This window comes from Variovorax sp. GW823-FHT02B07, from assembly GCF_058797695.1.
Genome location: NZ_JBXAJX010000001.1, coordinates 1,486,387 through 1,499,806 on the forward strand (window position 1 = coordinate 1,486,387; position 13,420 = coordinate 1,499,806).

Genomic DNA, 13,420 nt, shown 5'->3' on the forward strand with positions numbered 1-13,420 from the left:
GCTGCCATCCGAGCAATTCCGTTCATCGCCATCTGTTCCTAGAGTCGGGGCAACCCACCTGGAGACAGACAAAGATGAACGCACTCGAAGGCCTGAAGGTGCTGGAGCTCGGCCAGCTCATCGCCGGCCCATTCGCCGGCAAGACGCTCGCCGAGTTCGGCGCCGACGTGATCAAGGTCGAGCCCGCCGGCGTCGGCGATCCGCTGCGCAAGTGGCGGCTGCTGCGCGATGGCACCTCGGTGTGGTGGGAGGTGCAGTCGCGCAACAAGCGCTCGGTGTGCCTCGATCTGCGCAGCGCCGAAGGGCAGGAGGCCGTGCGCGCGCTGGCGCTCGAGGCCGACGTGCTCATCGAGAACTTCAAACCCGGCACGCTCGAAGGCTGGGGCCTGGGCTGGGAGCAGCTGCATGCGCTGAACCCGCGGCTCATCATGCTGCGCATCTCGGGCTACGGGCAGACCGGCCCCTACCGCGACAAGCCGGGTTTCGGCGTGCTCGGCGAATCGATGGGCGGGCTGCGCTACCTCAGCGGCGAGCCCGGCCGGGTGCCGGTGCGCGTAGGCGTCTCGCTGGGCGACACGCTGGCCGCGCTGCATGGCGTGATCGGTGTGCTCACGGCGCTGCACCACCGCACGGCGCACGGCGGCGAGGGCCAGTTCATCGACGTGGCGCTCTACGAGTCGGTCTTCAACGTGATGGAAAGCCTGTTGCCCGAGTACGACGCCTTCGGCGCCGTGCGGGAGCGGGCCGGCAGCGCCTTGCCGGGCATCGCGCCGACCAACGCCTACCGCTGCAGCGACGGCCACTACGTGCTGGTGGCGGGCAACGGCGACAGCATCTTCCGCCGGCTGATGCGCGCCATCGACCGGGCGGACCTCGAGAACGACGCAGGGCTCGTGCACAACGACGGCCGCGTGCTGCGTGTCGAAGAGATCGACGCCGCCATCGAAGCCTGGACCCTGCAGCGCAGCCGCGACGAGGTGCTGGCCGTGCTCGACGCGGCGGGCGTGCCGGTCGGGCGCATCTACACGGTGGCCGACATCGCGACCGACCCGCAGTACCTGGCGCGCGAGATGATCGTGCAAGCGCGTGGCTCCGACGGTGCGCTGCTCAAGGTGCCGGGCGTGGTGCCCAAGCTCAGTGCCACGCCGGGGCGCATTGCGCATGCGGCGCCGCGCCTGGGTGAGCACACGGCGGACCTGCAGGGCGCCGGCTGGCCGGTGCGCGCCACCGACAGCGAGGCCACCGTATGAAAACCGGAAACGGCACGCGGCTGTTCATCAACGAGGTCGCCACGCGCGACGGCTTCCAGATGGAAAGCCGCTTCATCCCCACGGACGACAAGGTCGCGTTGATCGACCGGCTCGGCACGCTCGGCTACGCCAAGATCGAGGTCACTTCGTTCACTTCGGCCCAGGCGATTCCCGCGCTGCGCGACGGCGAAGCAGTGATGCAGCGCATCGCGCGCCGGCCGGGCGTGGTCTACACCGCGCTGGTGCCGAATGTGCGCGGCGCCGAGCGCGCGCTCGAAAGCCGCATTGGCGAGTTCAACATCGTCATGTCGGTCAGCGAGACGCACAACCTCAGCAACCTGCGGATGACGCGCGAGCAGTCGTTCGCGCAACTGGCCGAGGTGATCGCGCTGGCGAGGCAGGCGAGGGTGCCGGTGAACGTGTCGCTCTCCTGCGTGTTCGGCTGCCCGATGGAAGGCGAGGTGCCGCTGGCAACGGTGCTCGGATGGATCGACCGCTTCGCGGCGTTGGGCGTGCAGGGCCTCACGCTGTGCGACACCACCGGCATGGCCTATCCCACGCAAGTGCAAGCCGTGTGCGAGGCCGTGCGCGCGCGGCACCCGGCACTGGAATGGACGGCGCACTTCCACAACACGCGCGGCATGGGCCTGGTGAACACCATCGCCGCGGTCGAGGCGGGCATCCGCCGGCTCGACATGTCGCTCGGCGGCATCGGCGGCTGTCCCTATGCGCCGGGCGCGACGGGCAACGTCGCGACCGAGGACGTGGTCCACATGCTGCAGTGCATGGGCTACGACACCGGCATGGACCTTGAGGGCCTGATCGGCGTTGCGGCTGAACTCGAGTCGCTCGTGCTGCACGAACTGTCGAGTCAGGTCTCGCGCGCCGGCCACCGGCTGACGCGGCATGCGCCGCCGGCCGATTTCAACGCCATCGTCGAACGCGCAAAGGCGCGCCCCATCAAGAAGGAGAACGCATGATCGACCACCTGGATCACCTGGTGCTCACGACCGCCAACGAAGAAGCCTGCGTGCGCTTCTACATCGAGGCGCTGGGCATGACGCTGGAAACCTTCGGCGCCGGCCGCAAGGCCTTCCGCTTCGGCCACCAGAAGATCAACCTGCACGTGAAGGGCCACGAGTTCGAGCCGAAGGCCGAGCTGCCCACGCCCGGTTCGCTCGACCTGTGCTTCATCGCCAGCGTGCCGCTCGAAGAAGTCATTGCGCGGCTGCAAGCGCAGGGCGTGCCGATCCTCGAGGGCCCCGTGATGCGCACGGGCGCCACGTCGCGCATCCGCTCGGTCTACGTGCGCGACCCCGACCTGAATCTCATCGAGATTTCGGAGCTGGCCCCCTGACGCGCACAGCCTGAAGACAGTCCACAAAAACCACCGGAGACAAACCCATGAAACCCGCTCACCGCCTGCTCGCGGTCGGCCTCGCGCTGGCCGCTGCCGCCTCGCACGCCGACACCTGGCCTTCCAAACCCCTGACCTTCGTGGTGCCCACGGCACCCGCGGGCTCCACCGACATCATGGCGCGGCTGGTCGCCGACCCGCTGCAGCGCGCGCTGGGCCAGCCGGTCGTGGTCGACAACAAGCCCGGCGCCAGCGGCAACATCGGCACCGAGTTCGTGGCCCGCGCCGCGCCCGACGGCTACACGCTGCTGCTGCAGTACTCGGGCTACCACGTTGGCAACCCGTCGCTGTACCCGAACCTGCGCTGGAGCCCGACCAAAGACTTCGTGCCGGTGGCGATGGTGATGCGCGCGCCGCACGTGGTCGCGGTGAGCGGCAAGCTGCCGGTGACCTCGATGAAGGAACTCATCGAGTACGGCAGGAAGAAGGAGGGCGGCCTGTTCTACGCCTCGTCGGGCAACGGCTCGATCCAGCACATCGCGGGCGAGCTGCTGTCGCGCCAGACCAAGCAGCCGGCCACGCACGTGCCCTACAAGGGCTCGGGGCCGGCCATCAACGATCTGGTGGCGGGCAATGTCGACATCTTCATCACCACGCCGCCCTCGGTCATCGGCCACTTCGCGGGCGGGCGCATCAAGGCGCTGGCGTACACGGGCAGCAAGCGGCACGCGTCGATGCCGAACGTGCCGACCTCGGCCGAGGCCGGGTTGCCGGGCTACGAGGTCGAGTCGTGGTTCGCGGTGTTCGCCCCGGCGAAGACGCCGCCCGAGGTGGTGAACAAGCTCAGCGCCGAGATCAGGAAGATCGTCGAGAGCGAGGCCTTCCGCAAGAAGGTGGACGAGCAGGGCGCCTTCGCGACCTACATGGACCCGGCCACGCTGGGCAGGTTCGTCGACCAGGAACTCGCAGCCTGGTCGAAGGTGATCAAGGGCGCCGACATCAAGCCGGAGTGAAGGCCCCCGGCCAGGCTCAGGGCTTGACGCCCAGCACCGACAGGATCACCGCCGCAAGGCCGAGCGCCACGGGCACCTGGTGCCCGGCCAGCGCGCGGGCCTGGGCCACGGACAGCCTGGTTTGCTGAAGGAGGTTCTTTTCCGAATGAAGGGGTGTGGACATGGTGTCTGCTCCTGTGTGGGGCGAACGGTGTGTTCGCGTGGGTTCCACGATAGGCCTCTCGATGGGCGATGGCGCATGGGTTTTGTCGACACGGCGTTTCCGTTTTCGCAACGATCCGGGGCCTCTGGCAGGGAACTTCTGCCCAGAACTCAGAATGGAGTCATGCAACGGAAAGAACGAAACACTCGCATGAAGGGTTTGACGATGCGCACGGCCACCCCGGCGGACGCCGTGCCCTGGCCGCTCCTGTTCGACGCGGACGGCCCGCGCCCCGAGATCGAAAAGTACCTGCTGCGCGGCGAGCAATGGCTGGCCGAACAGGCCGGCGAGGTTGTCGGCCAGATGGTGCTCATGGCCACGCGCGTCGACACGTGGGAAATCATGAACATCGCCGTGGCTGAAGCCCACAAGGGCCAGGGCATCGGCACCGCGATGCTGAAGAAGGCGAAAGCTCTTGCCAGGCAGCGCGGCGCGCACCGGCTCGAAGTCGGCACAGGCAACAGCAGCCTGCGCGAGCTGGCCTTCTACCAGCGCTTCGGCTTTCGCATCGTCGGGGTCGACGTCGACTACTTCGTGCGCCGCTGGGGCAAGGCGACGAAGCAGAACGGCATTCCGCTGCGGGATCTGGTCCGCATGGAGATGGTGCTCTAGCGCGCCCCGCACCACGACCGCACTCGGTGTGCGCAGGACACTGGGTGCTTCCCGCAGCGAAATCAAGGAGGAGGGGCGAAGCCCCGGGGGACATTCGCGGAGGGAAGTACCCGGTGGCCTGTGCACGCGCCCTGAAGGAATCACCCCGCAATCAACTTCTGCACCAGCTCCGCAGTCGTCGCCGCCGCGTACTTGCGCATCAACCGCGCCCGATGCAGCTCCACCGTGCGATGGCTGATGCCCAGAGCCTTCCCGATCTCTTTGGAAGTCAGCCCGCGCATCACCTGCGCCGCCACCTCCCGCTCGCGCGGCGTGAGCTCCGCCTTCACCGCGCGTCGCGAACCCAGGTCCTCGAAGGTCCAGATGCCGGCTTCGTGCGGCGCCGCGCGGTTCATCGCATGGCCGGTGACGTGGCACCAGAAGGTCTCCCCGGCCAGCGCACCGTGCAGCCCGCCCAGGCGCTTCATCATGCGGTTGTCGGCGTAGTGGCCGCTGGCGTTCAAAAAGGGCTCCATGCGCTTGCCGATGCGCTCGAACTCCGCCACGCTGGGGTACAGGATGCTGAACGAATGCCCGACCAATGCAGAGGGCTCCGCGCCGAAAATTTCGCACACGCGCTGGTTGCAGGCGACGATGGTGCGGTTGCTCGAGACCACCATGCCGACGGGTGCATGTTCAAAAGCCAGCCGGTAATCGATCTCGGGCATCGGGTGTCACCATTACGAAATACTACGTATACGAGTAGGTAGTATCGTTGAAGCCTTTCCCACCCACTCTCCACCACCCATCAAGGAGCCCGAGTGAACAAGATTTATCCCTCCGCAGACGCGGCACTCAAGGGGGTCGTGGCCGACGGGCAGACGCTCGCGGTCGGCGGCTTCGGCCTGTGCGGCATTCCCGAAGCGCTGATCGACGCGCTGAAGGATTCCGGCGTGCAGAACCTCACCGTCATCTCGAACAACGCGGGCGTCGACGGCTTCGGCCTCGGCAAGCTGCTAGAGACGCGCCAGATCAAGAAGATGATCGCGTCGTACGTGGGCGAGAACAAGGAGTTCGAGCGCCAGTACCTGGCCGGTGAACTCGCCCTCGAATTCACGCCCCAGGGCACGCTGGCCGAGAAGCTGCGCGCCGGCGGCGCGGGCATTCCGGCGTTCTTCACGAAGACCGGCGTGGGCACGCAAGTGGCCGAAGGCAAGGAACTGCGCGAGTTCGGCGGCGAGACCTACGTCATGGAGCACTCGCTGGTGCCCGACGTGGCGCTGGTCAAGGCCGACGTGGCCGACAAGGCCGGCAACCTGCGCTTCCGTCTCACGGCGCGCAACTTCAACCCCGCCGCCGCCATGGCCGGCAAGGTCTGCATCGTCGAGGTCGAGAAGATCGTCGAAGTGGGCGAGCTGGCCCCCGACGACATCCACCTGCCGGGCATCTACGTGCACCGCCTGGTGCTCAACGCCACGCCCGAGAAGCGCATCGAGAAGCGCACCGTGAGCGCCTCGGTCGATGCCGCCGCCGCCAAGGTCGAGGCCCAGACCGCCATCGCCCAGGCCGCCGCCGCCGGCAGCGAATCGGCCGTGAAGGCCGTCAACAAGAAAGAAGGAGCCTGAGATGCCCTGGACCCAAGACCAGATGGCGGCCCGCGCCGCGCAAGAACTCGAAGACGGCTTCTACGTCAACCTCGGCATCGGCATTCCGACCCTGGTGGCCAATCACACCGGCACCAAGGAAGTCTGGCTGCAGAGCGAAAACGGCATGCTCGGCATCGGCCCGTTCCCGACCGAAGACAACGTCGACGCCGACCTCATCAATGCCGGCAAGCAGACCGTCACCACGCTGCCCGGCTCGGCCATCTTCGGCAGCCATGACAGCTTCGCGATGATCCGCGGCGGCAAGATCAACCTGTCGATCCTCGGTGCGATGCAGGTCAGCGCCAAGGGCGACCTCGCCAACTGGATGATCCCCGGCAAGATGGTCAAGGGCATGGGCGGCGCCATGGACCTCGTGGCTGGCGTGAAGCGCGTGATCGTGCTGATGGAACACGTCGCCAAGAAGAAGGACGGCACCGAAGACCTGAAGATCCTCGAGCAGTGCTCGCTGCCGCTGACCGGCGTGGGCGTGGTCGACCGCATCATCACCGACCTGGCCGTGATGGACGTCGTGCCTGAGGGCCTCAAGGTGATCGAGCTGGCGCCGGGCGTGAGCTTCGACGCGCTGCAGGCCAAGACCGGTGCGAAGCTGATCCAGTAAGCCATCCGCACAAGGTCGCGAACGCAACGACAACAACAAGGGCAGGGCCGCGCAAGCGGACCCTGCCTTTTTCATTTCTTCTTTTTCTTCCCTGAAGGGGCGACGCATGGCAACGAGTGAAGAAGTCCTGGCCGGTCTCTGGCAACTGGCGGGGTTGCCCGCCGAGGCGCTGGCTTTCGCGCGGCTCACGGGTGCCGACCCGGTGCTGCCGTCGTCCTTTGCGGTCGGCCTCGCGGCGCAGGCCAGCATCGCCGCCGCAGCGCTCGCGGCCTGCGAGCTGGGACACCGGCGCGGCGTGGCGCGGCAAGAGGTGGCGGTCGACACGCTGCACGCCGCGCTCGACTGCACGGGCTGGTTCAGCCTCGACGGCCGCGTGCCCGACCTGTGGGACACCTTCTCGGGCGTGTACCGCTGCGCCGACGGCTGGGTGCGCATCCACGCCAACTTCAAGCACCACCGCGAAGGCGCGCTGTGCCTCATGAAGCTGGACCCGGCCAACGCCACGCGCGCCGACGCCGAGGCCGCGATGGCCGGCTGGCGCGCGATCGATTTCGAAACGGCCGCCGCCGCGCAAGGCCTGGTGGCGACCGCGCTGCGCCGCTTCGACGAGTGGGACGCCACGCCGCAGGGGCAGGCGATCGCGGCGCAGCCGCTCTTCACCATCGAGCGCATCGGCGATGCACCGCCGCGCGCGCTGCCGCCGCTGCGGGGCGACCAGCGCCCGCTCGAAGGCCTGCGCGTGCTCGACCTCACGCGCATCCTCGCGGGACCGGTCGGCGGCCGGGCGCTGGCGGCCTATGGCGCCGACGTGATGCTGGTCAATTCGCCGAACCTGCCGAACATCGAATCCATCGCCGACACCAGCCGGGGCAAGCTCTCGACGCACGTGGACCTGTGCACGGACGAAGGTCGCGCCGTGCTGCACGGCCTCGTCGCCGATGCGCATGTCTTCGTGCAGGGCTACCGCCCCGGCGGCATCGCGGCGCTGGGCTTTGGCCCCGAGGCGCTGGCGCGCGAGCGGCCGGGCATCGTCTGCGTCTCGCTCACGGCCTATGGCACGCAGGGGCCGTGGGCCGGGCGGCGCGGCTTCGATTCGCTGGTGCAGACCGCCATGGGCTTCAACCATGCGGAGGGTGAGGCCGCGGGCGACGGCAAGCCGCGCCCGATGCCGATGCAGATCCTCGACGAAGCCAGCGGCTACCTGATCGCCCTCGGTGCCGCGGCCGCGTTGTGGCGCCAACAGCAGGAGGGCGGCAGCTGGCATGTGCAGGTGTCGCTGGCGCAGACTGGCCAGTGGCTGCGCGGGCTGGGCCGCGTGGATGGCGGTTTGTCGATTGCGCGGGCCGATGTCGCGCCCTACGTCGAGACCTCGGCCTCGGGCTTCGGCGAACTGGCGGCGGTGCGCCACAGCGCGCAGCTGTCGCGCACGCCGGCCGCCTGGCCACGGCCGTCGATGCCGCCGGGCAGCCATCCGCCGGTGTGGCCCACCGCTGCCGGGGGATGAGAAACTGGGCGCATGGCCTATCTAGACATCGACAACCTCCAGAGCATTTTTCTTGACGACGAGGCGCTGCGCGCGCGGCATCTGCAGCGCCAGCCTTGCGGGGCCCTGCACCTCACGAGCGGCCGCATCGTGGCCTGCGATCCGCTGGTGCAACCCGAGCGCGAGCCTTTCGTTCGCAGCGTGAGCGGGCGGGGCGCATTCCCCGTCGAGGTGCTGCAAGGCGGCGGCCGCCATGCGCTGGCCGTGCTGTGGCTGCGTGAGCGCGGCAGCCTGCAGGCGAGCGAGTTGCACTGGGAGGCGGCGTTGCTCGAAGGGCAATCGCAGGACGAACTCGGCAGCGATGAGTTCTACGGCTACCCGGTCGATGCCGGCGTCGGTTGCTTCATGGACGCCGACGGCGCCAAGGCCATGGCCGAGCGCGAGGCGCGCGAGTCCGCCACCAACCCCGAGTACGTGAGCTACTACGACGACGTGCTCGGCGCCGACCTCGCTTCGGCCGACATCGCCGACCACTACCCGCTGGGCACGGGCAACGCGAACAACGTGCTGATCTTCAGCGCCGGCTGGGGCGACGGCAGCTACCCGAGCTTCTGGGCGCTCGACGCCGCGGGCGAGCCCGTGGCGCTCGTGACCGATTTCATGGTCATGCAGGGCGGTGACGCGCGCGACGAGGACGACAAGCGCAGTGACGCCTATGTGGCCAGCCTTTCGCCCGAGAAACTGGCGGCGCTCGAGGCGCAGGGCGCGGCGGCGGTCCAGGGCGATGCAACGGCGATCCAGCCCCTGCTCGCCAGCGGGCTCGCGCAGCCCAACGAGATCGTCCCTTCGCTCGGCGAGACCGCGATCATGAGCGCCATCCGCATGAACCAGCTGGACGCGCTGCGCGTGCTGCTGGCGGCGCTGCCAGGCCAACTGCCGATGCCGCCGCAGTTCTATCGCATGGACGAGGAAGAGAGCTACATCGACTACGCGCGCCGGCTCAAGAAGCCGCGCGTGGAAGGGCTGATCGAGCTGCTCGAAAAGGCGGCGGCGCCGGCACCGGCGCCGGCGGCCAAGCCTGGGTTCCTGAAGCGCCTGTTTTCCTGAGCGCGCGAACCGGTCACCTGGCGTTCGCCGCGCTGTCGGGCAACAGCACCTGCTGTTGCGCCGTGGCCGTCGCGCGCAGAAATTCCCACACGGTCTGCATGCGCGCCAGGTGCTTCGTTTCCGCCGGCATCGACATCCAGAAGGTCCGCGTGAAGTTCGCCGCGTCGGGCAGCACCGGCTTGAGCGCGCGGTCGTCCTGCGCGATGAACGCCGGCAGCACCGCAATCCCCGCACCCGCCGCCACCGCCCGGTGCTGCGCCAGCACGCTGGTGCTGCGCAGCGCAAAGCTGTCGGGGCGGTGCAGTTCGTCCAGGTACTGCAGCTCCTTGCTGAACAGCAGGTCGTCCACGTAGCTGATGAAGGTGTGGCCGCGCAGGTCTTCGCGGGTCTTGATGGGCTTGTGCGCGGCCAGGTACTGCTTGGAGGCGTACAGGCGCAGCGTGTAGTCGGTGAGCTTGGTGACCACCACCGGCCCGCGCGCCGGCCGCTCGAGCGAGATCACGATGTCGGCCTCGCGCCGCGACAGGTGCACCAGCCGCGGCATCGCGAGCAGGTCGATGGTGAGCTTCGGGTGCTGCACCGCGAACAATGCCAACTGCGGCGCCAGCACCACGGTGCCGAAGCCCTCGGTGGCGCCGATGCGCACCAGCCCCGACAAGCCTTCCTGCGACGCCGGCGCGGTGCTCTCCACGGCCTGGAAGGCGCTCTCCATCGCCTCGACCTGCGGCTGCAGCCGGCGACCCGCCTCGGTGAGCCGGTGGCCGCCGGCCTCGCGCGAAAAGAGGGGTGCGCCCACCTCTTTTTCGAGCGCCTGGATGCGCCGCGCGACGGTGGTGTGGTCGACCTCCAGCCGGCGCGCCGCGCTCATCAGCGTGCCCGAGCGGGCGAGTTCGAGAAAGTAGCGCAGGTTGTCCCAGTCCATGTGCGTCCGGCCTTGTGTGCGGTGGGATGCGGTGCTTTGCATTTTTGCAAAGCGATGACGCATATTTGTCTATTGTCATGGCAAATCTGCAAAGCTAGGATGCAGGCTGCACCGGTTCGAACCGGTCCCGTATTCACAGGAGACAAACCCCCATGGACGCCACCACCACCCCCTCGACCCAGGTCGCCACCGTCAAGCTGCTGATCGGCGGCAAGTTCGTCGAATCGAAGACCACCGAATGGCGCGACGTCGTCAACCCGGCCACGCAGCAGGTGCTGGCCCGCGTGCCCTTCGCCACGCAAGCCGAACTCGACGCCGCCGTGGCCTCCGCCAAGGAAGCCTTCAAGACCTGGCGCAAGACGCCCCTGGGCGCGCGCGCCCGCATCTTCCTGAAGCTGCAGCAGCTCATCCGCGAAAACATGGGCGAGCTGGCCGCGATCCTCACGGCCGAGCAGGGCAAGACGCTGCCGGACGCTGAAGGCGACGTGTTCCGCGGCCTCGAAGTGGTCGAGCACGCCTCGAACATCGGCAACCTGCAACTGGGCGAGCTGGCCAACAACGTGGCCAACGGCGTCGACACCTACACGCTGCTGCAGCCGCTGGGCGTGTGCGCCGGCATCACGCCGTTCAACTTCCCCGCCATGATCCCGCTGTGGATGTTCCCGATGGCCATCGTCACCGGCAACACCTTCGTGCTCAAGCCCTCCGAACAAGACCCGATGGTCACGATGCGCCTGTGCGAACTGGCGCTCGAAGCCGGCGTGCCGCCCGGCGTGCTGAACGTGGTGCACGGCGGTGAAGCGGTCGTCAACGGCATCTGCGACCACAAGGACATCAAGGCGATCAGCTTCGTCGGCTCGACCAAGGTCGGCACGCACGTCTACAACCGCGCCACGCTGGCCGGCAAGCGCGCGCAATGCATGATGGGCGCGAAGAACCACGCCATCGTGATGCCCGACGCCAACAAGGAGCAGACGCTCAACGCACTGGCCGGCGCGAGCTTCGGTGCAGCCGGTCAGCGCTGCATGGCCGTGTCGGTCGCGGTGCTGGTGGGCGAGGCGCGCAACTGGGTGCCCGAACTCATCGAGAAGGCGAAGACGCTGAAGATCGGCGCGGGCACTGAAAAGGGCGTGGACGTGGGCCCGCTGGTGTCGTGCGCAGCGTACGACCGCGTGAACAGCCTCATCGAACGCGGCGAAGCCGACGGCGCCAAGCTCGTGCTCGACGGCCGCAAGCCCACCGTGCCCGGCTACGAGAAGGGCAACTTCGTCGGCCCGACGATCTTCACCGGCGTGAAGCCCGGCATGACGATCTACGAACAGGAAGTGTTCGGCCCCGTGCTGTGCATCGCCGACGCCGAGACGATCGACGAGGCCATCGACCTGATCAACAGCAACCCGAACGGCAACGGCACGGCGATCTTCACGCAGTCGGGCGCCGCGGCACGCCGCTTCCAGGAAGACATCGACGTGGGCCAGGTCGGCATCAACGTGCCGATCCCGGTGCCGGTCCCGATGTTCTCGTTCACCGGTTCGCGCGCTTCCAAGCTCGGCGACCTGGGCCCGTACGGCAAGCAGGTCATCATGTTCTACACGCAGACCAAGACCGTGACGGCACGCTGGTTCGACGACAGCACCGTCTCGCACGGCGTCAACACCACGATCAGCCTCAAGTGAGGCAGGGGCTTCGCGTCGCAGCCTGGGCCGCCACGGCGGCGCTTGCCCTGCTGGCCGGCGGGGCGCGGGCGGCCGGCTCCGACGAGCCGGTCGACTGCAACCCCAACGGCAACCAGCAGCAGATGAACGACTGCGCGCTGCGCGATTTCCGCGCGGCCGACGCCGAGCTCAACATCCGCTACGGCGAGGTGATGAAGACGCTCTCGCCGCAGATGCGCGTCGCGCTGCGCACCGAACAGCGGACCTGGCTCAAGGGCCGCGACCCCGGGTGCAAGCGGGCTGCGAAGGCGAACGAAGGCGGCTCGATCTGGCCGCTGGTGTTCAACGCGTGCCTGGAAAAATCGACCCGCAAACGCACCGCCGAACTGGACCTCTGGAAGGGTCGTCAACCATGAATTTCGAACTGTCCGAAGAACAGAACGCCTTTGCGCAGACCGCGCGCGATTTCGCGCAGGCCGAGTTCGCACCGCACGCCGCGCAGTGGGACGCCGAGGCGGTCTTTCCGCGCGAAGCCATCGCCAAGGCCGGCGAGCTGGGCTTTTGCGGCCTGTACGCGCCCGAGCGCATCGGCGGCCTGGGCCTGCCGCGGCTCGACTCGGCGCTGGTGTTCGAGGAAATGGCCGCGGTCGACCCGTCGACCACGGCCTTCATCACGATCCACAACATGGCGACGTGGATGCTCGGCACCTGGGCCACCGATGCGGTGGCGCAGCAGTGGGGCGAAGACCTCACGAGCGGGCGCAAGCTGGCGTCGTACTGCCTGACCGAGCCCGGCGCGGGCTCCGACGCGGGGTCGCTCAAGACGCGCGCCGAACTGCAAGGTGCCGAGTACGTGATCAACGGCAACAAGGCCTTCATCTCCGGCGCCGGCTCGACCGACGTGCTGGTGCTCATGGCCCGCACGGGCGGCGCGGGCGCCAGCGGCATCTCGGCCTTCGCGGTGCCGGCCGACGCGCCGGGCGTGAGCTACGGCAAGAAGGAGCACAAGATGGGCTGGAACAGCCAGCCCACGCGCACCATCAACTTCGACAACGTGCGCGTGCCCGCGCAGAACCTGCTGGGCAAGGAAGGCGAGGGCTTTCGCATCGCCATGAAGGGCCTGGACGGCGGGCGCATCAACATCGCGACCTGTTCGGTGGGCGCGGCGCAGGGCGCGCTCGACGCGGCGCGCCGCTACCTGCACGAGCGCCAGCAGTTCGGCAAGCCGATCGCGAGCTTCCAGGCGCTGCAGTTCAAGCTGGCCGACATGGCGACCGAGCTGGTGGCCGCGCGGCAGATGGTGCGGCTGGCCGCCAGCAAGCTCGACGCGGGCCATGTGGATGCGAGCACCTATTGCGCGATGGCCAAGCGCTTCGCGACCGATGCGGGCTTCAATGTCTGCAACGACGCGCTGCAACTGCACGGCGGCTACGGCTACCTGAGCGAGTTCCCGCTCGAGCGCCTGGTGCGCGACACGCGCGTGCACCAGATCCTCGAAGGCACCAACGAAATCATGCGCGTCATCGTTGCGCGAAAATTGCTGGAAGGCGACAGCGACATCCGCTGACCTCGCCG

General features: G+C 68.2%; 15 protein-coding genes. 12 read left to right on the forward strand and 3 right to left on the reverse strand.

All coding sequences use genetic code 11. From position 1 onward, the window contains the following. Positions 1–74: 74 nt before the first annotated feature. From AC1RGU_RS06995 to AC1RGU_RS07010, 4 genes are read left to right on the forward strand one after another with little or no spacing between them, the layout of a single operon-like run. Positions 75–1,250, forward strand: coding sequence for a CaiB/BaiF CoA transferase family protein (locus AC1RGU_RS06995; RefSeq protein WP_492695618.1), 1,176 nt, complete (start codon positions 75–77; stop codon positions 1,248–1,250). Continuing rightward, entirely contained in the window at positions 1,247–2,230 is a 984-nt protein-coding gene (locus AC1RGU_RS07000) for a hydroxymethylglutaryl-CoA lyase (protein WP_492695620.1), read from the forward strand. Before AC1RGU_RS06995 ends, AC1RGU_RS07000 begins: the two co-directional genes overlap by 4 nt. Next, entirely contained in the window at positions 2,227–2,607 is a 381-nt protein-coding gene (locus AC1RGU_RS07005; protein WP_492695622.1) for a VOC family protein, read from the forward strand. Before AC1RGU_RS07000 ends, AC1RGU_RS07005 begins: the two co-directional genes overlap by 4 nt. A 47-nt stretch (positions 2,608–2,654) precedes the next feature. Next, on the forward strand, positions 2,655–3,620 hold the full coding sequence (locus AC1RGU_RS07010; RefSeq protein ID WP_492695624.1) for a Bug family tripartite tricarboxylate transporter substrate binding protein: 966 nt from the start codon (positions 2,655–2,657) through the stop codon (positions 3,618–3,620). Positions 3,621–3,636: 16 nt separating this feature from the next. Here the strand turns inward: AC1RGU_RS07010 and AC1RGU_RS07015 are convergent, their stop codons facing one another. Next, the gene (locus AC1RGU_RS07015; RefSeq protein WP_167395007.1) at positions 3,637–3,783 is read right to left on the reverse strand and encodes a hypothetical protein; all 147 of its coding nucleotides are present in this window, start codon (positions 3,781–3,783) and stop codon (positions 3,637–3,639) included. Between the two features lie 189 nt (positions 3,784–3,972). Here AC1RGU_RS07015 and AC1RGU_RS07020 point away from each other — a divergent pair, with 189 nt between their 5' ends. Then, positions 3,973–4,434 (forward strand): GNAT family N-acetyltransferase, encoded by a 462-nt coding sequence (locus AC1RGU_RS07020; RefSeq protein WP_492685355.1) that lies wholly within the window; start codon positions 3,973–3,975, stop codon positions 4,432–4,434. 140 nt (positions 4,435–4,574) lie between these two features. On the opposite strand, the gene AC1RGU_RS07025 is transcribed toward AC1RGU_RS07020, so the two are convergent. After that, entirely contained in the window at positions 4,575–5,141 is a 567-nt protein-coding gene (locus AC1RGU_RS07025) for a LuxR C-terminal-related transcriptional regulator (RefSeq protein ID WP_062476432.1), read from the reverse strand. Positions 5,142–5,234: 93 nt separating this feature from the next. On the opposite strand from AC1RGU_RS07025, the gene AC1RGU_RS07030 reads away from it, so the two are divergent. The 4 genes from AC1RGU_RS07030 (at position 5,235) to AC1RGU_RS07045 (ending at position 9,268) form a co-directional block, all read left to right on the forward strand. Next, positions 5,235–6,038: a CoA transferase subunit A gene (locus tag AC1RGU_RS07030; protein ID WP_062476435.1), complete on the forward strand. Its 804-nt coding sequence runs from the start codon at positions 5,235–5,237 to the stop codon at positions 6,036–6,038. Position 6,039: 1 nt separating this feature from the next. Next, the gene (locus AC1RGU_RS07035; RefSeq protein ID WP_056573812.1) at positions 6,040–6,678 is read left to right on the forward strand and encodes a 3-oxoacid CoA-transferase subunit B; all 639 of its coding nucleotides are present in this window, start codon (positions 6,040–6,042) and stop codon (positions 6,676–6,678) included. Positions 6,679–6,784: 106 nt separating this feature from the next. Further along, positions 6,785–8,182 (forward strand): CoA transferase, encoded by a 1,398-nt coding sequence (locus AC1RGU_RS07040; protein ID WP_492695626.1) that lies wholly within the window; start codon positions 6,785–6,787, stop codon positions 8,180–8,182. Between the two features lie 12 nt (positions 8,183–8,194). Continuing rightward, positions 8,195–9,268 carry a DUF4241 domain-containing protein gene (locus AC1RGU_RS07045; protein ID WP_492695628.1) on the forward strand — a complete coding sequence of 358 codons (1,074 nt, stop codon included), beginning with the start codon at positions 8,195–8,197 and terminating at the stop codon, positions 9,266–9,268. A gap of 13 nt (positions 9,269–9,281) precedes the next feature. Here the strand turns inward: AC1RGU_RS07045 and AC1RGU_RS07050 are convergent, their stop codons facing one another. Further along, entirely contained in the window at positions 9,282–10,190 is a 909-nt protein-coding gene (locus AC1RGU_RS07050) for a LysR family transcriptional regulator (protein WP_062476442.1), read from the reverse strand. 152 nt (positions 10,191–10,342) lie between these two features. On the opposite strand from AC1RGU_RS07050, the gene AC1RGU_RS07055 reads away from it, so the two are divergent. Genes AC1RGU_RS07055 through AC1RGU_RS07065 form a run of 3 tightly spaced genes read left to right on the forward strand, consistent with a single transcriptional unit; the run spans position 10,343 to position 13,412 of the window. Beyond that, entirely contained in the window at positions 10,343–11,866 is a 1,524-nt protein-coding gene (locus AC1RGU_RS07055; protein ID WP_095947476.1) for a CoA-acylating methylmalonate-semialdehyde dehydrogenase, read from the forward strand. Next, the gene (locus AC1RGU_RS07060; RefSeq protein WP_492695630.1) at positions 11,863–12,261 is read left to right on the forward strand and encodes a lysozyme inhibitor LprI family protein; all 399 of its coding nucleotides are present in this window, start codon (positions 11,863–11,865) and stop codon (positions 12,259–12,261) included. Before AC1RGU_RS07055 ends, AC1RGU_RS07060 begins: the two co-directional genes overlap by 4 nt. Continuing rightward, the gene (locus AC1RGU_RS07065; protein WP_095744914.1) at positions 12,258–13,412 is read left to right on the forward strand and encodes an acyl-CoA dehydrogenase family protein; all 1,155 of its coding nucleotides are present in this window, start codon (positions 12,258–12,260) and stop codon (positions 13,410–13,412) included. Before AC1RGU_RS07060 ends, AC1RGU_RS07065 begins: the two co-directional genes overlap by 4 nt. The last annotated feature ends 8 nt before the right edge of the window (positions 13,413–13,420 follow it).